Here is a 23,471-nt window from a genome sequence, read left to right as displayed (position 1 = left end):
GATTTCTCCTAGTCGTCCGCAGGCGTCGTCTGTGAAGACGGTGTGCCAGGGTCCGTTCGATCGGGTTCGGACCTTCCATGATAATTGCAGCATCGGACTGCATGCGAGAAGAGGAAATTTTAGTCCTCGGCATCTAACTTCGTCTGCGAAACGAAAAAAGCGTGCCTTATCGGCGTAGCGGCCAAACCATGTCGTAAAAAAAACGTATTTATTAGGTTTGACTTTGGGCCTGGTATGGGGCTGATTCATAACAATGACTGCGCATAAAACGCGAAATGTTTGCAAGCTTTGTCATCGTGTGAAGTAGTTCATATCGGTTGTCGGGAATATCACGTTAAGCGGTGCCAACAAACGGACAAGCGGCAGACAACCGCCACGTTATTGGGGAGAGTATGGAACTATCATCTTATCTGGAGCCTAGAAGCGAAGATCAGCCAAGCGGTGAAAACCTGGAATATGATCCGGCATTTACTGATCTTGAGATCGCGGCTCAGCCAGGGGAAGAACGTCAGATGGGCGACGAGGTCGTCGCCGCTGAAGAACAAGATTGGGCTGATGTCGAGGCCAAAGCGCTAGCGGTTATGGAACAGAGCCATGATTTGCGCGCCGCGATCTACCTGGCCGAAGCGGTTTTGCATACAAAGGGTCTTACTGAATTTTCAGCTTCGATAAATTACGTCAGATCTCTGCTGGATGAATACTGGGATACTTGTCACCCTGAGTTGGACGAAGATGATGGCGACGCGACGATGCGGATCAACGCGGTGCGTGGTCTGGCCTCGACTGAACGTATGGTACGAGCGCTACGTCGCACTGGCTTGACGGAAAGCCGAACTTTCGGACGCATCACCCTACGTCATCTGGATGTTGTCGATGGCCGTATAAACATGCCAGCCGATCTGGACGACATCCCGGACGAAAACAGCGTTGCCGCCGCTTTCAAGGATACTGATGAAGAAACACTTTCCGCCAACGCGGAAGCGGTTGCATCAGCGCTTGAGAATGTAAACTCTATCGATGCTGTCTTTGCCGACAAAACGCCGGGAGAAGGCCCGAATCTGGACCCTTTGATTGACGCATTGAAGAGCATCATGCAGGCGTTGTCCCGTTACGCTGATGTCGGTGACGCCGCAGATGATGACGTGGACGAAATGGATGCACCAGCGGCTAAATCAGGATCAGGTCCGGCTGCTGCGCCTACAGGCGGTGGTGCGGTCAACTCGCCCGAAGACGTTACACGAATGTTGGAACGCATTATGGATTATTATGCGCGCTGCGAACCTTCCAGCCCGCTACCGATTTTGTTGGAACGGGCAAAGCGGCTTGTGAATGCAGATTTTATGACGATTATCGAAGATATGGCCAAAGAGGGTCTGGACGAAGTGCGCCAGATCGGCGGATTGAAAGATGATGATGACGATGGATTTTGATACGTTTCCGGCGATGGCGCTGGAACGTGGATCGAAACAAAAAGCTGACGGATGAGTCGAGGAGCAACAGATGGCTGACAGTTCACAAAAATTCATAGCCCGGAACAGGGCTCCGAGAGTTCAGATCGAATATGATGTCGAGCTTTATGGAGCCGAGAAGAAAGTACAGCTGCCGTTTGTCATGGGCGTCATGAGCGATCTGGCTGGCAAATCCGAGGTCGAGCAGCCCGCCGTTGCGGACCGGAAATTCCTGGAAATTGATGTTGACAATTTCGACGACCGGATGAAATCGATGGCGCCGCGCGCTGCGTTCACGGTGCCCAACACCCTGACAGGCGAAGGCAATCTGGCGGTAGATATCACCTTTGAAAGCATGGATGATTTCAGCCCGGCCGCGATCGCGGCCAAGGTCGAACCGCTGAAAGAGCTGCTGGATGCGCGCACACAATTGTCCAACCTCATGACCTATATGGATGGCAAAACCGGGGCCGAGGATCTGATTTCAAAAATTATGCAGGATCCCAGCCTGCTAAAGACACTGGCAGCCCAGCCCAAGCCGGGCAACGACGCTGCTGAGGAGGAGTAAAAGATGGCCGATGAAGAAGCCAAGGTAGAAGCCGCCGAAGGCGCAACCGCATTTGGATCATCCGAGTTCGAAGCTCTGCTGACCAAGGAATTTCGCCCGAAATCGGACCAGGCCAAGACAGCCGTTGAAAGCGCAGTTAAAACACTGGCCGAACAGGCCCTGGCCAATACCGGCCTTATTTCGGACGATGCGCTGCGCTCGATCGAAGGCATCATTGCTGAGATCGACAAGAAGCTGACCGAACAGGTTAACCTGATCTTGCACCATGCCGATTTCCAGCAGATGGAAAGCGCGTGGCGCGGTCTGCACTATCTAGTGAACAACACCGAAACCGACGAGATGCTGAAAATCCGCGTGATGAACATCTCGAAAAAGGACATGCACAAAACTTTGCGCAAGTTTAAAGGTACCGCGTGGGATCAATCGCCGATCTTCAAGAAGCTCTATGAAGAAGAGTTTGGCCAGTTTGGTGGTGAGCCTTATGGCTCATTGGTTGCAGACTATCATTTCGATCACAGCCCGCAGGATATCGAACTGTTGGGTGAAATGTCGAAGATTGCCGCTGCTGCCCATGCGCCGCTTATCACCGGTGCCAAGCCCAGCCTGTTCCAGATGGACAGCTGGTCAGAATTGGCTAACCCGCGCGACCTGACCAAGATCTTCCAGACCCCGGAATATGCTGCTTGGCGGTCTCTGCGTGAAAGTGAAGATTCCAAATATGTGGGCCTGGCCATGCCGCGCTTCTTGGGGCGTCTGCCTTATGGTTCCAAAACCGAACCGGTCGAGGAGTTCGCCTTTGAGGAAGACACCACCGGTGCGAATAGCGACAGCTATAGCTGGGTGAATGCGGCCTATGGCATGGCGGTAAACATCAATCGGTCTTTCAAGGAATATGGTTGGTGCTCGCGGATCCGCGGTGTGGAAAGCGGCGGTACCGTTGAGGGCCTGCCAGCGCACACCTTCCCGACCGACGACGGTGGCGTTGACATGAAATGCCCAACCGAGATTGCGATTTCGGACCGGCGCGAAGCGGAACTGGCCAAGAATGGCATGATGCCGTTGATCCACCGCAAAAACAGCGACGCTGCCACCTTCATCGGTGCGCAATCGCTGCATAAACCCGCCGAGTATGATGATGCTGACGCGACTGCGAACGCCAATCTGGCTGCTCGTCTGCCATATCTGTTTGCGACCTGTCGGTTTGCTCACTACCTAAAATGCATGGTGCGGGATAAAGTTGGTTCGTTCAAAAGCCGTCAGGATATGGAATCCTGGTTGCAGGACTGGATCAACCAGTATGTTGACTTCAACGCTGATATATCTGCTGAAGCTGAGAAAGCGCGCAAACCGCTGGCTTCCGCCGAGGTTGTTGTTGAGGACGTAGAAGGGAACCCCGGATACTACACGTCCAAGTTTTTCTTACGCCCACACTACCAGCTTGAGGGGCTATCGGTGTCTCTGCGCCTAGTTTCGAAACTTCCGTCGGAAAAAGCCGGTTAAACCGAAAAAAAAGTGGCGGCGGGTGAAGTGCTTCACTGCCGCCATTTCAAACCTCGAATATCTCAGTGTCATCATTAGCCCTTGAAGGAAGGTAAAATGGAAAACGTATTCATCAAGATGGACTTCCCCGGTGAGGCCAGGGAAAAACAACATACCGATTGGATCGCTTGTAAAGAGATCAGCTGGGAGGTCGCGCGCACCCTGGATATGGGTGACATGGGTACCACGCAGCGTGGTTATGCGAACGCAAACTTTGGCAAAGTCACGCTGAGCACCGAGCTTAGCAAAGCGTCGGCAAAACTCATGACCTACGTTGCCTCGGGCAAGTCCAACGGTGAGATGACCATTCATCTGTGCCGTTCCGGTGATGATGAAAAGAAAGGGATGGAGCCATATCTGATCTTCACACTGCGTGATGCCATCGTTGACAGCTATTCTGTGTCTGGCGGCGAAGAATCGATCCCATCAGAACAGTGGACCGTTGCGTATCGCGGCATCTCGATCAAGTACAAGATCGCCGATTTCAAAACCGGCAAGCTCAGCGACTGCAACGAGTTCAAGTGGAATCTGGAAACCGGCGACGTCAGCTGATTTTTGGAGAAAAAAATTGGCCTTGGCGGTATATTTTCCGCCAAGGCTGTTTCCTTTTTTAACATCCTGACGACGCGAGGGCTTCATGACGCCAGAAGAACATCTAAGAACAGGCGATCTGACTGCCACGCTAACTGCGCTGCAAGATAAAATCCGCGCAAATCCAGCCGATGCAAAGCTACGAATTTTCCTGTTTCAATTACTTTGCGTCATGGGAGATTGGAAACGCGCGATCACTCAGCTGAAGCTGAGCGCGGAAATGGATGAGGCGGCCACAATGATGGCCAAGACCTATCGCGAGGCCATCATTTGCGAAGTGTATCGCGAAAAGGTCTTTGCGGCCGAGAAAACTCCGATGATCTTTGGCGAGCCCGAGGAATGGCTGGCGCATCTGATCGAAGCCCAGAAGCTGACCGCGGGTGGGAACCTTGAACAGGCTGCCGAGATGCGGGCGAAAGCCTTCGACGCGGCCCCCGCAACGTCAGGTACTGTGAATGGCGAAACGTTCGAATGGATCGCGGATGCCGACATGCGTCTGGGTCCGGTGCTGGAGATTATTGTGAACGGGCGCTATTTCTGGCTTCCGTTTGCTCAGATTGCTCGACTTGAAATCGAACCACCCAGCGACCTGCGTGACGCCGTCTGGACGGCCTGCACTTTGACTGTTGCCAGTGGTGGAGAAATTGCGGCGTTGATCCCTACCCGATACCCGGGAACGACAGAACACGGAGACGATGCTGCTCGGTTGGCGCGCGCGACAAGTTGGGTCGATGCGGGATCTGATACCTTTACCGGCCTGGGTCAGCGCATACTGACCACGGACAAATCCGATATTGCTTTGTTGGATGTGCGCGAATTGGTAATGAACGTGGCCGCCGGGGCCGGGGAAACGGCGGGAGATGGCTGAGAAGACCCTTGCCGAACGCTTGCAGCCTTCGCTTCTGGATCGGCTGACGGACGACGCGCCGGATCAGAAAAAGGAAGGGCGCGACTCTCGTGTGATCGATGTGGGCCGCCTGAGAGAAATCATTCAGCGTGATCTGTCCTTGTTGCTCAATACTACAGATCAATCCGATCTGATTGACGAAGATACTTATCCCTACGCGTCGAAATCTGTTCTGAATTACGGCATCCGCGAAAGCTCGGGGTCGTTTTCAACGCTGCGACAAGCCCAGCGAATCCAACGCTCTATCGCGGATTCGATCGAGGTATTCGAACCTCGTATTATGAAGGGCTCGGTCTCGGTTGATTTGCGGTCCGAAAAAGGATCGGGCGAAATGCATGTAGAATACGATATTCGCGCTGTAATGTGGGCTCAGCCGATGCCTCTGGAACTCTACCTGCGCAGTCGCGTTGATATTACGACCGGCGAAGTCGCGATCGAGCGGAGTTAGCGCGATGGATACCCGCCTGCTCAAACACTACGAAACTGAACTGGCCTTTCTTCGCGAAATGGGGGCGGAGTTCGCTGCCGCTTATCCCAAGATCGCGTCCCGTCTGGGGATGGAAGGGATCGAAGTTGTCGATCCCTATGTAGAACGCCTGCTAGAGGGGAGCGCTTTTCTGGCGGCGCGCGTGCAGTTGGAACTGGAAATGCAGTTCCCGACATTCACGTCGAACCTTCTGGAAATAGTCTATCCGCATTATCTGGCCCCGACTCCATCCATGATGATTGCGCAGTTTGAGCCGGACGTTGGCAATGCGGCCCTCAAAGAGGGCTATACGATTCCACGTGGTGCGACGTTGCGTTCATACTTGGCGGAAGGGGAGCAGACCGCGTGTGAATTCAGGACCTCGGCCGACATGACGCTGTGGCCGATTGAGATTACCGAAGCCGAATACATTGACGGGCGCGGTGAACTGGTCGCAGCAGGTGTGGCCAAGGAAACTGACGCCCGGGCTGGCATCCGGTTGCGTTTGAGACGCACCGACGGCGAACCTATGACAGAACTGGGTTTGGACGATCTTGTGCTGCATCTGGACACCCAGAGCGGCAAGGCATGGGCGCTTCATGAATTGCTGGCGACTCAATGCGTGGGCCTGACCGGGCGGTCGACAGATCGGCGAGCAGACTGGACCGTTCGCCTGAACCAGGCAAATGTTATCCCCAAAGGGTTTGAGCCTGAAGAAGCTTTGCTGCCGACGCCGCGCCAGTCTTTTGACGGCTATCGTCTGTTGCAGGAATATTTCGCAATGCCCGAACGTTTCCTGTTTGTCGAATTGACCGGCTTGCAACAGGCTTTGAAACAGTCGGCGGGCAGTGATGTTGATATCTATATCCTGCTGCAGGACGGGATGCGCGATGTCGCTCCGGCGGTTACGCCTGCGGCGTTTGCGCTTAACACGGTTCCGGCTGTCAATCTGTTTCACCGCCGATGTGACCGGGTTCATATCACGCAAATGGACACCGAGCACCATGTTGTGCCGAACCGGACAGCTGGTTTGGATTATGAGATATTTTCGATTGATCGCGTGACTGGGATTCAGTCCGATGAAGAAGGGGACATTCCTTTCCGCCCGTTCTACAGCGACACCGATCTGACAGCTGCGGGCGATAACCACTCGGCCTATTACACGGTCAAGCGTCGGATGCGGCAACGGAACGAAAAAGAACGGTTGCGCGGAGTTCGCACATCTTATCTGGGCTCTGAAGTGTATCTGACGCTGGTAGATCGGGCTCAGGCTCCTTACCCCGGATCGCTTGACCAGTTGGCGGTTGAGGCGCTGTGCTCGAACCGGGATCTTCCTATGCTGCTTGCGGCGGGAGGGACAGATGTGTTCCATTTGCCAGAAGGTGGGCCAGTAAAATCGGTACGCACACCCGTAACCCCAACTCGACCTCATGCGACTTTGGCTCAGGGGGATGCAGCCTGGAAATTAATCAGCCATTTGAGTCTGAACTATCTTTCGATCTCTGGTGATGGCGCGGAAGGCGGTGCAGGCGCGCTGCGCGAATTGTTGGGGATCTATGCTCCTCTGGGAAATCGGGTGACCGAAAAACAGTTGGAAGGCGTGGCGTCTGTTACCAGTCGCCCAATCGTGCGTCGGATGAGCGACGAAGTGCTCAGCACAGCCGTGCGCGGTCTGGAGATCACGTTGGGGTTTGATGAAAGCTTTTACGAAGGCACCAGCGTATATGTTCTGGGTGCCGTGCTTGAACGGTTCTTCCGTAAATATACGACGATCAACAGTTTCACGGAAACCGTTCTGAAAACCGAAAGACGAGGAGAGATTGCCAGATGGCGACCAGCAGCCGGCCTGGGCAGGATCATTTGAGCCTGCTTGCCGCGCTGGCGGCAGACCCTGAAAGGCATCATGTCTTTCAGGCGCTTCGGGTGATCGAGGCGCATTATTCCGATGCACCGAGATTGGGCGAATCCCGCCGTCCGCGCGAAGACAAAGTGCGGTTGGGGCAGGATGTGTCGCTGGCCTTTCCTCCCAATACTCTAACCCGTTTTGAACCGGCGTCAGAAAACGCACCCGGCAAGCTGAACAACCTATTCTTTGGATTCTTCGGCCCGCAAGGCCCTTTGCCGTTGCACTTGACGGAATTCGCCCGCGACCGGCAACGTAATCACCGCGATCCTACTTTTGTCGCTTTTGCCGACATGCTGACGCACCGAATGATGAGCTTGCTGTACCGCGCATGGTCAGCAGCCGAACCGGCACCCAGCTTTGATCGTGGGGATGATCCGTTCGAACAGCGGGTGGCTGCTTTGGCCGGTTTTAAAGGCCAGTCGTTCGTAGATCGCGATGCGATGTCGGACATTCTACGCCGATTTTTCGCCGGGCATCTGGGATCGGGCACCAAGACAGCTGAAGGTCTAATCGCGATACTGTCCGACTATTTCGGCGTCGAGGCACACATCCAACAATTTGTAGGATCCTGGTTGGAACTTGAGCCCGATGATACCTGGCAACTGGGTGGGCCTGCTCGTCTGGGACAGTCAACCAGCATCGGAAGCCGGGTTTGGTCTCGGTCGGCCAAATTTCGAATCCGGATAGGGCCGGTTTCACTAGAAGACTACAAACGCCTGCTTCCCGGCGGCCTGTCGCAGCAGCGGTTAGAGGCGATCCTACGCACCTATGTCGGCGACACTCTGGATTGGGAGATCAATCTGGTTCTGGCCGGTGACGAAGTGCCCCGCGCATCGCTGGGCGGCACGACGCAGCTGGGTCACACAAGCTGGATCAAAAGCCGCGATGAAGCGGAAACAACCCAACCGGATGCAGATGATCTGATTCTGTACCCCGGCTACACGACACAAGAATTCGAGGCCAAAGAACTGGCCCCCAACGAGAGGTATTGAATATGACGGAAATCAGCCGTGTTTCGCTTTTCGGCAAGCTAAACAAGCTGGGCTATCAAGCGATCGAAGGGGCCACTGTATTTTGCAAGATGCGGGGCAATCCTTATGTCGAGATCCAGCATTGGTTACATCAAATCCTCAATGCCCAAGACAGCGACATTCACCGGATCATCCAGCACTATGATCTGGATCCGGGCAAGATCGCGTCGGAACTGACCCGCAGTCTGGATATGCTGCCGCGCGGGGCGTCCTCGATCTCGGACCTCTCCGACCACTTAATGGATGCGATGGAACGCGGCTGGGTCTGGGGGTCGCTTTTGTACTCCGATAGCAAAGTACGCACGGGTTATCTGATTTTGGGCATGCTCAAGACGCCCGCGCTGCGCAATATTCTGGGCAGTATGTCGCCCGAGCTTGCGAAGATAGGCGCGGATGATCTGGCCGACAGCTTTGCCGAGGCCACAGATGGTTCTCCTGAGGATACGTTGGGCGCACAGGATGGTTCCAATGTTGGGGGCGGGGCCGAACCTGGTGAGGCCAGCAGTGCGATGGCACCCGGCGCGATGGGTAAAGGTGAGGCGTTGGAGCAGTTCTGCACTGACCTGACCGAACAGGCGCGCAACGGCGAGATCGATCCGATTGTGGGTCGCGATGAGGAAATCCGCCAGATCGTCGATGTGTTAATGCGCCGCCGTCAGAACAACCCGATTTTAACTGGTGAGGCTGGCGTCGGTAAAACGGCGGTGGTTGAAGGGTTTGCGCTGCGGATTGCACGTGGTGACGTGCCACCGGCATTGAAGGATGTGCGCTTACTGGTGTTGGATGTGGGTCTATTACAGGCTGGGGCCTCGATGAAGGGTGAGTTCGAAAACCGCCTGCGTCAGGTGATTGACGAGGTGCAGGCCAGCCCGACGCCGATCGTAATGTTTGTTGATGAAACGCATACATTGGTTGGTGCTGGTGGAGCCGCAGGGACAGGAGATGCGGCCAACCTACTGAAACCAGCGCTCGCGCGTGGTACATTGCGTACAATCGGCGCGACTACATGGGCTGAGTACAAGAAATACATTGAGAAAGACCCGGCCCTGACCCGGCGTTTTCAGGTCGTGCATGTTGAAGAGCCAGATATTCCAAAAGCTGTCCTGATGATGCGCGGTATCGCCTCGATGCTGGAGAAACACCATCGTGTGCAAGTTCTGGACGAAGGGATCGAGGCGGCAGTGACGCTATCGGCTCGCTACATCCCCGCGCGTCAGTTACCCGACAAATCAGTCAGCCTTCTGGACACCGCCTGTGCCCGCGTTGCGGTATCCCAGCACGCGGTTCCGGCGGAAGTCGACGATAGCCAAAGGCGGATCGAGGCATTGACGACCGAGTTAGAGATCATCGAGCGGGATGAGACAGCAGGATATGACGTAGCCGAGCGGCGCGAAGCGGTGAATGCCGCGAAAGTGGCTGAGGAAGCGCGACTGGCAGAATTGACTGGACGTTGGGACGCAGAGAAAAAGGTGGTCGAAGAAATTCTCGACCTGCGTGCCAAGCTGCGCGAGGGTGGTCAGGAGGTTGAAGGAACTGGAACAGCCGAGGGTGAAGCCGCGACCGATGAAGCCCCGGATACGCAACCCGTTGACCGAGAGGCACTGCTGGCCGAATTGAAGGCCAAGAATGCAGAACTGGAAAAGTTACAAGGCGATATCCCGCTGATCCTGCCCATCGTCGATCATCAGGCGGTGGCCAGCGTCGTCGGTGATTGGACAGGTATCCCCGTCGGCCGCATGGTCAAAGACGAAATCGAGACCATCCTGAATCTCGAAGAGCGCCTGGCCAAGCGTGTGATCGGTCAGGACCATGCGATGAAGATGATCGCCAAGCGGGTTCAAACCAGCCGTGCGGGACTGGACAATCCGAACAAACCGATCGGTGTGTTCATGCTCGCAGGTACCAGTGGTGTTGGCAAAACGGAAACCGCGCTGGCACTGGCCGAGGTTTTGTATGGTGGCGAACAGAACGTCATTACGATCAACATGTCCGAATATCAGGAAGCTCATACCGTCAGCAGTTTGAAAGGGGCACCTCCGGGTTATGTCGGCTACGGCGAAGGCGGTGTGCTGACCGAAGCGGTAAGACGCAAACCGTATTCGGTAGTTCTGTTGGATGAGGTCGAAAAGGCGCATCCTGATGTACACGAAATTTTCTTTCAGGTCTTCGACAAGGGCGTGATGGAAGATGGCGAGGGTCGCGTAATTGATTTCAAGAATACTTTGATTCTGCTGACTTCGAATGTCGGGACCGAGATGATCATGGATATGTGTGCGGACCCCGACTTGATGCCCGACCCCGAGGGGATGGCCAAAGCGCTGCGTGATCCGCTGCTCAAAGTTTTCCCGCCCGCGCTTTTGGGACGTTTGGTCACGATCCCCTACTACCCGCTGAGCCCTGAAATGTTGGGCGAGATCACCAAACTGCAACTGGGCCGGATAAAAAAACGTGTTCAGGACGCACATGGCGTGCCCTTCGAATACTCTGACTCAGTGGTCGAAGAGATCGTCAATCGTTGCCAGGAATTGGACAGCGGAGGCCGCATGATCGACGCGATTGTGACCAATACGATGCTGCCTGATATCTCGGCTGAGTTCCTTCGTCGTATGATGGAAGGGCACGAAGTTTCAAAAGTGGTGATCGAGGTCACAGACGGCGAATTCACTTATGGGTTTGACTGACAAAGGCCGCCATTCGGACGGATCATAACTCAATAGATTATCGCCAGTGGAGGAGTCCCAAGATGGCAAAGACAACAGTTACCAAGCACAAGTTTTACGTCGTCGATCTGATCCGGTCGAAGCCAAAGCTTGAATACATCGAAATCCCAAAATACCGGGTTGATGTAGAATTCGAGATCACGAAATCGGGTAAGCTGAAAAAGCCCGCACCGGTACCCTCAACCGCGCTGAAACGTCTGGAAGATGCCGGCATGAAGGTGCTGGACGACTACGAAAAGACGATCACTCAAGAGGCTGTCCGGCTCGACAAAAAAGTCGGGGAGTTGATGAAGACGCCTGGGAAAAAATCCCAGGACGAGGCGGAAAAGCTGATCCAGGGTGTCAATCAGTCGATCAAGAATGCCATGGCCTCCGCCGAAGGTGCGGCCAAGGTGGCGATCGAAAAGAAGCTGAAAGACGAAGCGAACAAAGACAAGCTGCTGAAAGAGGCGCGCATAAAAACCACGGTGAAGGTAACCATGGGCGTCATCAAGATCAGTGGCGCAGTCGCGAGGTTGGTGGCATCTTCGGGCGCAGATGCGATGGCCTACAAGACCATTGCCAAGCAAGTGTATTCTCTGGGCAAGGAGCTTCAGCAACAGCTCAAGGGTGAGGAAAAGCTGCGCAAGGACCTGTATAAGGCAATCCAGAATTACATGAAGTTGCGTGAATCTGTCATCATGCAGGCGGCCGAGCGACAAGGTATCACGGATACGTCCGGTATTTCGCCGAAAAAGCCGTTGGAGGCGATTAAGAAATTCACCGCCAAAGCTATTGCGATGGGTGAGGAAGTTACAAAGGGCAAAGACCCCAAGACTATCGCCAAGAATATGCTGGATTTCGCAGCGAAAGCGGTGAAAGGCAAGGCGGAGGACGCAAAGAAGGCACGCGAGAAATACCGCGAACATACGACGAAGACACGTCATAAAGTGGATGATCTGGGCGCTTCGGCAGACAAATTGATGAAGGCGGCCAGAGGCTCCAAGACCCTCAAAGAGGGGATCAAGTTGGGCGCTGAATGTATGAACGTCAAACGCTCGGCCAGTGAACTTTCAAAGAAGCTGGAAGATCGCGAGAATTTCCTAAATGATATGAACGCGTTGATGGAAGGCAATGGTCTGAAGGTGGATGACACCGCGATCATCGACAAGATCAAGGCGTTGGATAAGAAAACCATCGCGACGGAAGCCAAGAACATGTTCACCAACATCAAGACCGTGAAAGGTATGATCGACAACATCAGCGACGCTGTAGGTTGATCGAACCCTTACACGTTGGGCGCGCCACTTGTGCGCCCAACTGATGCTAGACGACAGGAGGCCATGTTGGATACCGGTATCGAGAAGAGCGAAACGCTCCGCGACACCGTGCGTGCATTTGTTGAACGCAAGGCTGTGACCAACACCATTCTTGGCGTGATCATTTTCAATGCGATCACGCTGGGATTGTCGACTTCGGCGTCCATACAGGCCAGTGTTGGCCATCTCCTGACCACGTTTGACAGCATCGTCCTAGGTATTTTCGTGGCCGAGTTGCTGCTGAAATTTTATGCTTACCGGCTGAGTTTCTTCAGAAATGCATGGAACATCTTTGATCTTGTGGTCGTAACACTGGGCCTGTTGCCCAATCGCGATGGCCTTTCAGCCTTGCGAGGGCTGCGGGTCATTCGCGCCATGCGCCTTTTGTCAGTCATTCCACAGATGCGGGCTGTGGTACAGGCCTTGCTTGATGCGTTGCCGGGCATGGGCGCAGTGATCATTATGATCTCGATCGTGTTCTATGTCTTTGCTGTCATGGCTACGCTGATGTATGGCCCCGATTTTCCCGAATGGTTCGGCACGCTGGGCCGGTCCTTGTATTCGCTGTTCCAGATCATGACGCTGGAAAGCTGGTCGATGGGCATCGTGCGTCCCGTGATGGAAACACATCCAACTGCGTGGTTATTCTTTGTTCCATTTATCGTCATAACTGCGTTCTCAGTGTTGAACCTGTTCATTGGTTTACTGGTCAATACGATGCAGTCAGCGGTCGAAGACGAGTCAGTCGAAGAGTTTTCGCATCTTCGTGAACTGGTACGCAGCGAAACGGACATAGTTGACGATCGCGTTAAGGAACTGCTTGTCGAAGTGAAAGCATTGCGTCGCGAGGTTGCGGAGTTGAAAGGGCAGGGCGATGGCTGACAGTTCTCAGAAGTTCATTGCACGCAACAGGGCGCCGCGGGTTCAGATCGAATACGATGTCGAATTGTACGGGGCCGAGAAAAAGGTTCAGCTACCGTTCGTGATGGGAGTTCTGAGTGATCTGTCCGGGAAGTCCAAGGCCGAAGCCGTCTCGATTTCCGACCGCAAATTTCTCGAGATCGACGTCGACAACTTCGATGACCGCATGAAGGCGATGGCTCCTCGTGTTGCATTTTCGGTGCCCAATACTCTGACAGGTGATGGCAATCTGTCGGTGGACCTGACATTTGAGAAGATGGGTGATTTCAACCCGGCCCAGATCGCGGCCAAGATTGAACCGCTGCAGAAACTACTGGACGCGCGCACTCAGCTAGCCACGCTCATGGCCTATATGGACGGCAAGGCCGGAGCCGAGGCGTTGATCGAAAAGATTCTGGCCGATCCTGGACTGTTGGCGACGCTGGCAAGCGGCCCGGTTGAAGATCCTGACCCAGCGTCGACACTGGATGCATTGCGGGAGTTGGCCCCCGAGGACGCTCCCGAGGATCACTCGGTGGCCGAGGCATTGGCGACGCTGCCCCAAACCGAGGTCGTCGAACATCCGGATGAGACGTCAGACGTCTTATCGAACCTATCTGTCAATGCTCCCGAAGACCCGCCTGAGGATACGTCCCTGGACGATGCTTTGGCTTCATTACCGGAAGCGATTGCAAGCGACGACGAAACCGACATGACCGCTGGCGTGCTGTCTGATCTGGCAGGTGCAACCCCCGAAGAGGCCGTAGAAGATACTTCGGTTGAAGACGCCTTGTCTTCAGTTCCAGACATGGCAGAAGACGAGGCGCAAGATGAGGCAGCAGGCATTTTGTCCGACCTCGCAGATCAGGCCTCAGATGCTGTTGCCGAGGACAATTCCCTAGAAGAGGCGCTATCGTCCCTCACAGAGACAGAAGAAGCAACCGAAACCGATTATTCCGAAATCCTGTCTGACCTTGCCGAAGCAGAGCCGGAGGTCGAGTCTGAAGACAGTGGTGTTGATGATCTGCTTGGTGAACTTGCCGAAATGGCGCCGGTTGAGGACACCGCCGAGGATAGTTTAGCCAGCGATGCTCTGGCGGCGCTGCCGGATGTTGTCGAAGCCGAGGACATCGACGACAGCAGTGACATCCTGTCCGATCTCGCTGATGCTGCGCCAGATGATGCCCTGGATGACAGCACTGTAGATGGCCTGCTGGGCGACCTCGCGGATTTGGCACCGGATGACGAAGCGCTGGAGGATACCTCCTCAGCAGACGCGTTGGCCTCGCTACCGGTCGTTGAAGAGGCCGATGACGACGACGAGAGTGATGACATACTATCCGACCTTGCCGACGCTGCGCCCGAGGAGGACACTGAAGACAGCAGCATCGATGATCTTTTGGGCGATATTGCCGACATGGCACCAGAGGACTTGGATCAGGATGATGAAGCGGATGATATCCTTGCAGCAATTCCGGATCTCGATAGCGCGGATGACGCAGAAGATTTAGATGATGTTCTCGGCGATCTGGCAGAGAACGTTCCCGAGGAAAGTGCAGATGACGGTGACGATCTGGATGCTTTACTAGGCGATTTGTCAGACAGCGCGACCGAGGAGGTGACCTCGGATGAGGTTGAACTGGACGATCGGCTCGGAGACCTGGCCTTGGATGATGAGGGTTCCGAGGCTACTGCGGAGGAAGCAGACGGGGACGATTTGGACCTCGATGAAATTTTCGAAGATGACTCGTCAGACGATAACAGTCCCGTATCAGAAGGCGATACCGACGACCTCGATCTCGAAGACCTGCTAGACAGCGATGCGACCGAAGGAGAAGACGCTGGGGATACTTCTGAGGCGGACCTCGACGACTTGGATTTGGGCAGCCTGCTTGGCGATGACGACGCGACCGGCGAAGCGGAAGAAGCTGAAGGCACCGAGACCGATCAGGACGATTTGGATTTAGACAGTCTGCTGGACGACACGGATGAAGAAGATCCTGTGCCTGATGAGCTGGATCACCTCGATCTGGACGATCTGCTAAGCAGCGACGCGTCTGAGGATGATGATGAGGCGGATATATCCGAGGAAGACCTCGACGATTTGGATTTGGACGATCTGTTCAACGAGGATGACTCCTCCGATGACGCATCAGGATCCGAAAGTGCCGAGACTGATCTGGACGATCTTGATTTGGACAGTTTGCTGGAAGACTCGGATGAAGAAGAGACTATGTCCGATGACGCAGATGACTTTGATTTGGACGATCTGCTGTCGAACGATGACGAATCCGAGGGCACCGATAACGAGGTCGCTTCGGAAGGGGCCAAACCGGATGGGGAACCGATGCTCGCTTTTGGTCGGATGAGCGCCGACAGGCCCGATCCTGAACGCTTGAAGCGTAGCCGTTTTCGTATAGCAGTTTTTGGCGATTTCTCGGGCCGTTCTGCGAGGGGCCAGATCGAGACGGGGGACGCTTTGGCCGCGCGCAAACCGATCCTGCTGGATCCGGATACGATTGATGATGTGATCGCCGGCTTCGCCACCACACTTGTGCTGCCCATCGGGAAGGAAGGCGCAGGGATTGAGGTGAAACTGAATGAGCTCGACGACCTGCATCCCGATGAGCTGTACGAAAATGTTGAGCTTTTTGAGGGTCTGGCGGGCCTGAAAGGCCAATTGAGTTCCGGAGCAACGGCGGATCACGCGGCAAAACAGCTGACCGCATGGGGAGAGGAATTTGGCCAGGCTGTGGTTCCACCGCGCAAGTCTTCGGGTGGCAACACCGTACGAGCTGATCTGAAACTGAGCGATTTTCAGAAGCTGATCGGTGATACCGGCGGTGAATTGGCGCAACCCTCTCCGGTGGACGATCTGTTGAAGCGCGTGGTTGGGCCGCATATCCACAAACTAGCCAGTCCCGATGTCGCCGCTATGCAGACTGCGGTAGATGACGCGCTGAGTACGGCGATGCGGCTGGTTCTGCATCATCCCGAATTTCAGTCAGTCGAGGCGCAATGGCGCAGTCTGGATCTGATCGCCCGCAGCGTCGAAGATGACGATACGCTGGATGTGATCCTCTACGATGTATCCGCCGAAGAAATCGCCGCCGATCTGGCCGCCGAAGAGGATCTGGCCCAAACCGGGCTTGTGCGTTTGCTGACCGAAGAACCCCTGGACGAGGAGAATGGACGCGGGGGATATTCTGCGCTGATCGGTCTTTATACTTTCGAGGAGACGCCGCCTCATGCAGAACTTCTCGGGCGCGTGGGCCGTGTTGCTGCACATGTGGATGCGCCCTTTATCAGCGCTATTACACCCGCCTATCTGGACATCAAGAAAGACGACCGCCACCCATTGGTGGTCAAGGCTTGGGACACGTTTCGCATGATGCCTGAAGCCGGGCACGTAGGGCTTGCATCGCCACGCTTTCTGCTACGTCGGCCATACGGGGCCAAGTCCGAACCAATCTATGAGTTTGAATTTGAGGAATTCACCGAGGCTGAAGGATTGCGCGGAATGCTCTGGGCCAATCCAGCGGTGCTGGTGACGATCTTACTTGCACGGTCTTTCAAGCAGAATGGCAAAGCGATGAATTTGGGTTCAGTCATGAGCCTTGGTGGAATGCCTTATCATTTCGTAAACGACCGCTATGGCGATCAGGTGGCTCTGCCCTGCACCGAGCGAAATATCAGTTTGGACAAGCACGAACATTCGGTTCAGCGCGGTTATATGCCCCTGCTGTCTGTCAAAGGGCGGGATGAGATCAGGCTGGGATCCTTCAATTCGGTCGCGGGTCAGGAGCTGCTAGGGCCGTGGTCAGGCGTCCCGGCTCCGGCGCCATCACCGGATGTGCCGGATGAGCCCGAGGCGGAAGAGGCGGCCTCGGACGATGAGTTTGATATCGATGATCTGGGTCTGGACGATGATTCCGATCCAGATCTGACCCTTGACGATGACGACACATCGGATCTGGATGACGATGACTTCGACCTGGATCTTGAGGACGATGACTCTGGCGGTCTGGATGATTTTCTCTCGGCATTTGATGATGATGCCGGGGATGACGGGGATGAAGATGAAATGGACCCGGAACTGGCGGCTCTGCTGGCCGATCTGTAACGGCGTGTCGAACGAGATTTGGAAGGAATGGTAAATGGCGGAAAGTCTTCAAAGTAAAGAGTGGCCCCTTCGGATCACCGGTTCATATCCATACAAGGGTAGTGACGACAAAGACGATCTGGTCCTCAGGCGCGCCATCGTGACCGAAGAGCTGGGAACATTAACCGAGATTCAGGTCGAATTCATGTCGGAGAAGACGACGATTGAACTGGACAAGCTTTTGGGAAAGGTGATGACGATTCACCTGGCCGCAGAGGACGGGGCAAAACGCAAATTCACCGGTACCATCGTCCGGGTAGAGCGTCTGGCCCTGCGAGACGGGTTGGTGCAGTTCTTGGCCGAGCTGCGCCCGTGGTTCTGGTTGCTGACACAGAGAACCAATAGTCGAATTTTTCAGGATATGACGGTCGTCGAGATTTTTGAGAAGATTTTCAAAGAAGATCACAATATCTCGGATTACAAAAAGAGCCTGACCAACACACACCCCAAGCGCGAATACTGCGTTCAATACCGAGAAACCGATTTTGATTTCATCTCGCGTTTGATGCAGGAAGAAGGGATTTATTATTACTTCGATTGTTCGGACGCCGACGGTAAAAACGAAAAGCTGGTTCTGTGTGATAGCCCTTCTGCGCATACGCCAATAACAGGAGAGCCCAAGGTAGAGTTTCGTGGCGGTGACGATTATGAACAGCGTCTGGGGGACTTTATTACAGAATGGGCTGCATCTGAATCGATCAGATCGGGTGTTGTGTCGCTCGGGGATTTTGATTTTGAAAAGCCCTCGGCATCTTTGGACGCCCGTTCGAAAACGGGCACAAAGCCGGGCCATTCCTTCAAAGAGGACTTGGAGTTGTACGACACGCCCGGGCATTACAAGGAAACTGGGCTGGGTAATACCAGAGCAAAAGTGCGTATGACCGCACAGGATGCATTGTTTTCTCGACGCCGGGCACGGGCTTCGGTTCGATCGCTGGAAACAGGCCGGAAATTCACGCTCAAAGACCATCCGGACAAAGAGCAGAACGGGGAGTATTTGATAACAAGTGCCAAGTATTTCCTCCAGACCACCGAAGGATACGGATTTGAGAAGAAGGATAAAGATCTGGACACTGGCGCGCTGGAGTTTCCAGAAGACAACAGCGAAATGTTCATGGTCGAGTTCGAGGCTCAGCCCGCCAAGACCGAATTCAAATCCCTTTGTACCATTCCCTGGCCCGAGATATCGGGTCTGCATACTGCCATTGTGACCGGCAAATCCGGAGAGGAGATCTGGACTGATAAATACGGTCGCATCAAAGTTCAGTTTCACTGGGACCGCGAGGGTAAAAAGGACGAAAAAACTACCTGCTGGGTTCGTGTGGTGACCCCGTGGTCAGGTAAGAACTGGGGCATGGTCCATATACCGCGGATCGGACAGGAGGTTGTCATTCAGTTCGAAGAGGGCGATCCGGACCGTCCGATTTGTACCGGTATGCTGTATAACGCGGAAACCATGCCGCCGTACAAGCTGCCGGATAATCAAACTCAATCTGGGATAAAAACGCGGTCTACCAAAGGTGGCGCCACCAATACGTTCAACGAACTGATGTTCGAGGACAAAAAGGACGCGGAACTGGTGCGCTTTCAGGCGCAGAAGGATCATGAAAAGTTGGTCAAGAACAAGTCCACAATCACCATTGGCTATGATGAGTTGGACACGGGCGGGAATGGCGGTGATGGTTGTCTGAGCCAAGTGGTTAAGCAGAACGTTGACGAAACGATCAAGAAAGGGGATCACACCTTTACGATCGAAACGGGCAGCCAGACCATCGGGATCAAGACTGACCAGACCGAGACTATTGAGGGTAAATCCACCCGGACGGTCACAGGGAATGTCGCTGAAACCGTAAAGACGGGTAACAAGACAACCACCGTGAATACCGGCAACATTCAGGTCGATGCGAAATCCGGTAAGATCACGATGACCGCGATGCAGTCGATTGAACTGAAAGTGGGCGGGTCATCGATCAAGCTGGATCCGACAAGCATTACAATCAAGAGTACGATGATCAAGGTTCAGGCGAATGCCAAACTGGATGCAAAGAGCCCGATGACGACTGTAAACGGCGATGCCATGCTGACCCTCAAGGGCGGCCTGACAATGATCAACTAGGGGGCTGACCGATGAGTGAACGATTTGCAGATATGGTCAAGGTCCCGCAGGTGCCCGCCGCCCGGATGTTGGCCGACGCCAACGCGCGGCTCAGTGTTGAACTTGATGCCCCGGCTAGCGCTGCATTGGATGTTGTTCTGGCTGAATTGGACAAAAAGGAAGCCTACATTGATGTGCTTCGTCTGTTGGGTGTTGCGCTGCCGCCACGTGAGCGCGTGTGGTGGTCTTGCCTGGCCGCACGCGATTACATCGGCAAAGCGCCGGACAACAATACCCGCGCTTTAGCTGCATCCGAGGAATGGGTGTTTCGCCCAACACCCGAAAACCGGCAAAAAGCGGGGGAAACTATTGATCTGGCCGACCCGGATGACGAAACCGTGAATTGTGCCATTGGCGTGCTCTATTCAGATGGTACGCTGGGAACCGGCGATTTAGCGACTATGCCAGCCCCGCTCGGGGCGGCGGAAATCGTGGCGTTTGCAATGAATGTTGTTGCGATGGACAATCACGAAGGCGATTTTGATGCCTACCTACAGTTGCTGATTGATCGCGGCGTCGATATTGCTCGGGGTGGGAATGGTAATCTGGACCGCGACGGTGCCGGTCCAGGGACGGAGGAATAAACATGGGATTTCCACAGGCCCGTGTAACTGATCTGCACGCATGCACGCTGCCGGCACCGCCGCCAGCGCCGCCGCCTCCTGCGCCGGTACCGATGCCGATCATGCCACCTTGTTGTCCAACCGTTCTGGTTTCGAAACTGCCAGCGGCGCGTGTGACAGATTTGGCGACACCTGCATTTCCGCATCCTATATTGAAAGGATCGGCGACGGTGCTGATTGGCAAGCTTCCGGCGGCGCGGGTTATGGATACTTGCGCCTGCGGTGGTCCGATCCTGCCGCCTTGCTGCCCCACCGTTCTGGTTGGAGGATGAAGACAAACGAATGACGGTCACACTAAAATTTCAATCCACCGGCATTGTGCCGGGCGACGGGCGCCCGGTGTCGATGCAGGGGGGTTCTTTGACCGTGGGGCGTGGACCGGCCAATGACCTTGTCCTCCCCGACCCTGAGCGAACGCTCAGCAAGAACCATTTTGTCATCGAAGATCACAATGGCAACGTGGTGATCGTGGACTTGTCGACTAACGGGACCTTTCTGAACTACTCCAAGATCGCTTTGGGCCGGACGCCCACACCGCTGAACAACGGCGATGTGCTGACGGCAGGTGGATATGAAATGGTGGTCGAAATCGGCGCCGATCTGCCGTCGTTCGAAGAGATGATTCCTCAGCCGACGCAACAGGATCGAGTCTCGCCTGGGCAGTCGCAAAATGCGCCGGACCCGTTGGCTCTGTTGGACGATTCAGGGCCGGGCGGGGATTTCCTTGATGATTTGTTGGGGGGAGATGCGCCGAAAGGGCCGGGCCAAATTTCAACGCCTGACCCGATGGATGAGCTGTTGCCGCCCTTGGATGATGACGACCCATTTTTTGCGAAACCAAAAGATGCGCATCAGGAAATGGGGGCCAGCGATCCGATGCACAATCCGTCAGCCTCGGATGCGTTTTCAGCTCCAAGCAGTGGCGCAAATCTGATCCCGGATGATTGGGATGATGACCTGCTTTCGCCACAAGGCGCGTCAGCCACAGACCCTTTCGGGGGCGCACCACAAAACCCGGCTCCGCCGCCAACTAAACCGACACCGGGTGGGCAGGCTGCTGCACCACCACCGATCCCCAAACCCGAAGCTGCATCTTCCGAACCTGCGCCGCAACAAGCAAAAGTGGACGTACAGGCCGCTACGCCTGTCGCGACTGGGGATCAGGCGGCGGCGCGCGCTTTGCTTGAGGCGCTTGAGGTGGATGATCTACGCATTGACGATGCTGACCTGCCCGCAACGATGGGCCGGTTGGGCCGTGTGCTGCGAACGATGATTGTTGGTCTGCGCGAGATCCTGATGACGCGCACCTCGATCAAGTCCGAATTCCGGATCGATCAGACGATGATCAGCGCAGGTGGGAATAACCCGTTGAAGTTTTCGATCAGCCCAGAGCAGGCAATCGAAGCGCTCGTGAAGCCCCGTGTCAAAGGCTATCTGGCTTCGGAAGAAGCGACCGAGGAGGCGCTGAATGACATTAAGGCGCATGAGATCGCCATGGTGACAGGCATGGAGGCGGCATTGAAAGGCGTGCTGTCTCGTCTTGATCCCGAAGTTTTGGCCGGAAAAATTGAAGGGTCTGGCAAACTTGGGTCACTTTTCAAGGGTAAGAAGACCCAATATTGGGAAGTCTATGAGAAGATGTACGCGGAGATTTCGGACCAGGCAGAGAATGATTTCCACGATCTGTTCAGCCGCGAGTTCGCACGTGCCTATAAGGAACAGCTGCAGAAGCTGAAGTAACGTCCAGCTTGGGCGCGATAACAAGGGAGGGCAGCCATTGTCCTGGGACAGCAAGGTGCTTTGGACCGAAGGGTTGTTTCTGCAGCCCCATCATTTCCAGCAGGCCGACAGATATACTGAGGCTCTGGTGGCCGGGCTGGCGCGTAGAATGACGCCCTATGCCTGGGGTCTGAGTGCGCTTGAGATTGATGACGAAGTACTCAAGGTTGGTCAGATCGCGCTCAAGTCTTGCGCGGGTCTGACATCGGATGGGCAGGTGTTTCGCGTCCCACAGGCCGAAGATCATCCACCGGCGCTGGAAGTGCCCGAGTCGATAAAGGATTGCGTGGTATATTTGACGGTTCCGCAAAGGCGGCAAGGCGCGTCCGAAGTAGACCTGAGCGGGGCTGAACAGTCGGTTAGCCGTCTGCGCCCGGCAGAGCAGGAAATCACGGATGTGATGAGCCAGCAAAAAAAGCCGGTGACCCTTGGTGTTGGCAAGCTGCGCCTGCAGTTTGCACTGGCTGTTGACGATTTGGCCGACAAGCTTGCCATTCCGATTGCCCGGATCATCGAAGTGCGTCCGGACAAAGAAATCATAATGGACCGTGGCTTTATCCCCTCGGTTATGGATGTTCGCGCGGCTCCGGCACTGGCGGGCTTCATGAACGAGCTTGAGGGTATGCTGTCACACAGGATGCAGGCCTTGGCCGGAAGATTGTCTGAAGGCGGTCCTGCCAAGGGTGCTGCCGAGATATCGGATTTCTTGTTGTTGATGGTGATAAACCGGAACCTGCCTCTTGTTCGCCATTTCGCAAATATCGAAAATGTGCATCCTGAACATGTTTATCGCGTCTGTGCCGCACTGGCCGGAGAGCTTGCGACCTTTATGAGTGCCGAAAAGGAAGCCGTGCAGTTTCCAGCCTATCAGCATGACAATCTGACCGAGTCTTTTGCACCAGTGATCCGCGTTCTGCGCCAGTACCTGAGCTCAGTTTTGGAGCAGACGGCGATCTCGATCCCGCTGGAGCCACGGAAATACGGCATAAGCGTGGGGGTAATTGCCGACCGCAAGTTGATCGGAAATGCCGGTTTCGTTCTGGCCGTCAATGCCGATATCCCAGCCGAGGATGTACGGAGGCATTTTGCGGGCCAGGCCAAGACCGGGCCAGTCGAGGAAATCCGTCAGTTGGTGAACTCGGCCTTACCGGGAATCACGCTGCGCCCGCTCCCGGTTGCTCCGCGCCAAATTCCGTATCATTCGGGCGTGGTGTACTTCGAACTGGACGCCGCCAGCCCGTATTGGAGCAAAATGACTACCTCGGGTGGGATCGCGGTGCACGTGTCAGGACAGTACCCAGGTCTGCAGATGGAACTTTGGGCAATCCGCAATCAGTAAGCGTTCGTTTGAAAGACGAGGCCTTGAGTGGTTGCCAAG

The 23,471-nt window shown here is 55.0% G+C and carries 17 protein-coding genes and 1 pseudogene; all 18 read left to right on the top strand.

Features of this window, described 5'->3' with window-relative positions; genetic code table 11:
* Window positions 1–392 precede the first annotated feature (392 nt).
* Window positions 393–1,430, top strand: coding sequence for a type VI secretion system protein TssA (gene tssA, locus ACR0MQ_RS16665; RefSeq protein ID WP_170775591.1), 1,038 nt, complete (start codon window positions 393–395; stop codon window positions 1,428–1,430).
* Between the two features lie 70 nt (window positions 1,431–1,500).
* Window positions 1,501–2,016 (top strand): type VI secretion system contractile sheath small subunit, encoded by a 516-nt coding sequence (gene tssB / locus ACR0MQ_RS16660; protein WP_010443394.1) that lies wholly within the window; start codon window positions 1,501–1,503, stop codon window positions 2,014–2,016.
* 3 nt (window positions 2,017–2,019) lie between these two features.
* Window positions 2,020–3,516: a type VI secretion system contractile sheath large subunit gene (gene tssC, locus ACR0MQ_RS16655; protein ID WP_010443395.1), complete on the top strand. Its 1,497-nt coding sequence runs from the start codon at window positions 2,020–2,022 to the stop codon at window positions 3,514–3,516.
* Between the two features lie 96 nt (window positions 3,517–3,612).
* A complete protein-coding gene (locus tag ACR0MQ_RS16650) occupies window positions 3,613–4,107 on the top strand; it encodes an Hcp family type VI secretion system effector (protein WP_010443396.1) in 495 nt (164 codons plus the stop codon).
* An 85-nt stretch (window positions 4,108–4,192) separates the two neighbouring features.
* Window positions 4,193–5,014, top strand: a complete 822-nt coding sequence (locus ACR0MQ_RS16645; protein WP_480609489.1) for a type VI secretion system accessory protein TagJ — start codon at window positions 4,193–4,195, stop codon at window positions 5,012–5,014.
* Entirely contained in the window at window positions 5,007–5,501 is a 495-nt protein-coding gene (gene tssE, locus ACR0MQ_RS16640; RefSeq protein ID WP_010443398.1) for a type VI secretion system baseplate subunit TssE, read from the top strand. Before ACR0MQ_RS16645 ends, tssE begins: the two co-directional genes overlap by 8 nt.
* 4 nt (window positions 5,502–5,505) lie before the next feature.
* Complete coding sequence (tssF, locus tag ACR0MQ_RS16635) at window positions 5,506–7,383, top strand: type VI secretion system baseplate subunit TssF (RefSeq protein WP_010443399.1); 1,878 nt, start codon at window positions 5,506–5,508, stop codon at window positions 7,381–7,383.
* Window positions 7,347–8,417, top strand: coding sequence for a type VI secretion system baseplate subunit TssG (gene tssG / locus ACR0MQ_RS16630; RefSeq protein WP_480609485.1), 1,071 nt, complete (start codon window positions 7,347–7,349; stop codon window positions 8,415–8,417). Before tssF ends, tssG begins: the two co-directional genes overlap by 37 nt.
* Window positions 8,418–8,419: 2 nt before the next feature.
* On the top strand, window positions 8,420–11,137 hold the full coding sequence (tssH, locus tag ACR0MQ_RS16625) for a type VI secretion system ATPase TssH (RefSeq protein WP_480609482.1): 2,718 nt from the start codon (window positions 8,420–8,422) through the stop codon (window positions 11,135–11,137).
* Window positions 11,138–11,199: 62 nt separating this feature from the next.
* On the top strand, window positions 11,200–12,435 hold the full coding sequence (locus tag ACR0MQ_RS16620) for a hypothetical protein (RefSeq protein ID WP_170472003.1): 1,236 nt from the start codon (window positions 11,200–11,202) through the stop codon (window positions 12,433–12,435).
* Between the two features lie 63 nt (window positions 12,436–12,498).
* On the top strand, window positions 12,499–13,356 hold the full coding sequence (locus ACR0MQ_RS16615) for an ion transporter (protein WP_170472001.1): 858 nt from the start codon (window positions 12,499–12,501) through the stop codon (window positions 13,354–13,356).
* Window positions 13,349–13,846 (top strand): annotated as a pseudogene (gene tssB / locus ACR0MQ_RS16610) (type VI secretion system contractile sheath small subunit); the annotation flags it as partial. The gene ACR0MQ_RS16615 and the pseudogene tssB (ACR0MQ_RS16610), both read left to right, overlap by 8 nt.
* Before the next feature lie 240 nt (window positions 13,847–14,086).
* Window positions 14,087–17,497 (top strand): type VI secretion system contractile sheath domain-containing protein, encoded by a 3,411-nt coding sequence (locus tag ACR0MQ_RS16605; RefSeq protein WP_480609589.1) that lies wholly within the window; start codon window positions 14,087–14,089, stop codon window positions 17,495–17,497.
* Between the two features lie 34 nt (window positions 17,498–17,531).
* Window positions 17,532–19,652, top strand: a complete 2,121-nt coding sequence (locus ACR0MQ_RS16600) for a type VI secretion system Vgr family protein (protein WP_480609477.1) — start codon at window positions 17,532–17,534, stop codon at window positions 19,650–19,652.
* 11 nt (window positions 19,653–19,663) lie between these two features.
* Complete coding sequence (locus ACR0MQ_RS16595) at window positions 19,664–20,275, top strand: DUF6931 family protein (protein WP_480609474.1); 612 nt, start codon at window positions 19,664–19,666, stop codon at window positions 20,273–20,275.
* A 2-nt stretch (window positions 20,276–20,277) separates the two neighbouring features.
* Entirely contained in the window at window positions 20,278–20,586 is a 309-nt protein-coding gene (locus ACR0MQ_RS16590) for a PAAR domain-containing protein (protein ID WP_010443407.1), read from the top strand.
* Window positions 20,587–20,596: 10 nt separating this feature from the next.
* Window positions 20,597–22,054 carry a type VI secretion system-associated FHA domain protein TagH gene (gene tagH / locus ACR0MQ_RS16585; protein ID WP_170775577.1) on the top strand — a complete coding sequence of 486 codons (1,458 nt, stop codon included), beginning with the start codon at window positions 20,597–20,599 and terminating at the stop codon, window positions 22,052–22,054.
* A 37-nt stretch (window positions 22,055–22,091) separates the two neighbouring features.
* Complete coding sequence (tssK, locus tag ACR0MQ_RS16580; protein WP_170471990.1) at window positions 22,092–23,432, top strand: type VI secretion system baseplate subunit TssK; 1,341 nt, start codon at window positions 22,092–22,094, stop codon at window positions 23,430–23,432.
* Window positions 23,433–23,471 lie beyond the last annotated feature (39 nt).

The sequence above is a fragment of the Ruegeria sp. AN6 genome (assembly GCF_056540425.1).
This window is presented reverse-complemented; position numbering and strand designations above follow the sequence as displayed.

Coding starts and splice junctions, on each gene's coding strand:
- tssA (WP_170775591.1), top strand. CDS start 393: ATGGAACTATCATCTTATCTGGAGCCTAGAAGCGAAGATCAGCCAAGC.
- tssB (WP_010443394.1), top strand. CDS start 1,501: ATGGCTGACAGTTCACAAAAATTCATAGCCCGGAACAGGGCTCCGAGA.
- tssC (WP_010443395.1), top strand. CDS start 2,020: ATGGCCGATGAAGAAGCCAAGGTAGAAGCCGCCGAAGGCGCAACCGCA.
- ACR0MQ_RS16650 (WP_010443396.1), top strand. CDS start 3,613: ATGGAAAACGTATTCATCAAGATGGACTTCCCCGGTGAGGCCAGGGAA.
- ACR0MQ_RS16645 (WP_480609489.1), top strand. CDS start 4,193: ATGACGCCAGAAGAACATCTAAGAACAGGCGATCTGACTGCCACGCTA.
- tssE (WP_010443398.1), top strand. CDS start 5,007: ATGGCTGAGAAGACCCTTGCCGAACGCTTGCAGCCTTCGCTTCTGGAT.
- tssF (WP_010443399.1), top strand. CDS start 5,506: ATGGATACCCGCCTGCTCAAACACTACGAAACTGAACTGGCCTTTCTT.
- tssG (WP_480609485.1), top strand. CDS start 7,347: ATGGCGACCAGCAGCCGGCCTGGGCAGGATCATTTGAGCCTGCTTGCC.
- tssH (WP_480609482.1), top strand. CDS start 8,420: ATGACGGAAATCAGCCGTGTTTCGCTTTTCGGCAAGCTAAACAAGCTG.
- ACR0MQ_RS16620 (WP_170472003.1), top strand. CDS start 11,200: ATGGCAAAGACAACAGTTACCAAGCACAAGTTTTACGTCGTCGATCTG.
- ACR0MQ_RS16615 (WP_170472001.1), top strand. CDS start 12,499: ATGTTGGATACCGGTATCGAGAAGAGCGAAACGCTCCGCGACACCGTG.
- ACR0MQ_RS16605 (WP_480609589.1), top strand. CDS start 14,087: ATGACCGCTGGCGTGCTGTCTGATCTGGCAGGTGCAACCCCCGAAGAG.
- ACR0MQ_RS16600 (WP_480609477.1), top strand. CDS start 17,532: ATGGCGGAAAGTCTTCAAAGTAAAGAGTGGCCCCTTCGGATCACCGGT.
- ACR0MQ_RS16595 (WP_480609474.1), top strand. CDS start 19,664: ATGAGTGAACGATTTGCAGATATGGTCAAGGTCCCGCAGGTGCCCGCC.
- ACR0MQ_RS16590 (WP_010443407.1), top strand. CDS start 20,278: ATGGGATTTCCACAGGCCCGTGTAACTGATCTGCACGCATGCACGCTG.
- tagH (WP_170775577.1), top strand. CDS start 20,597: ATGACGGTCACACTAAAATTTCAATCCACCGGCATTGTGCCGGGCGAC.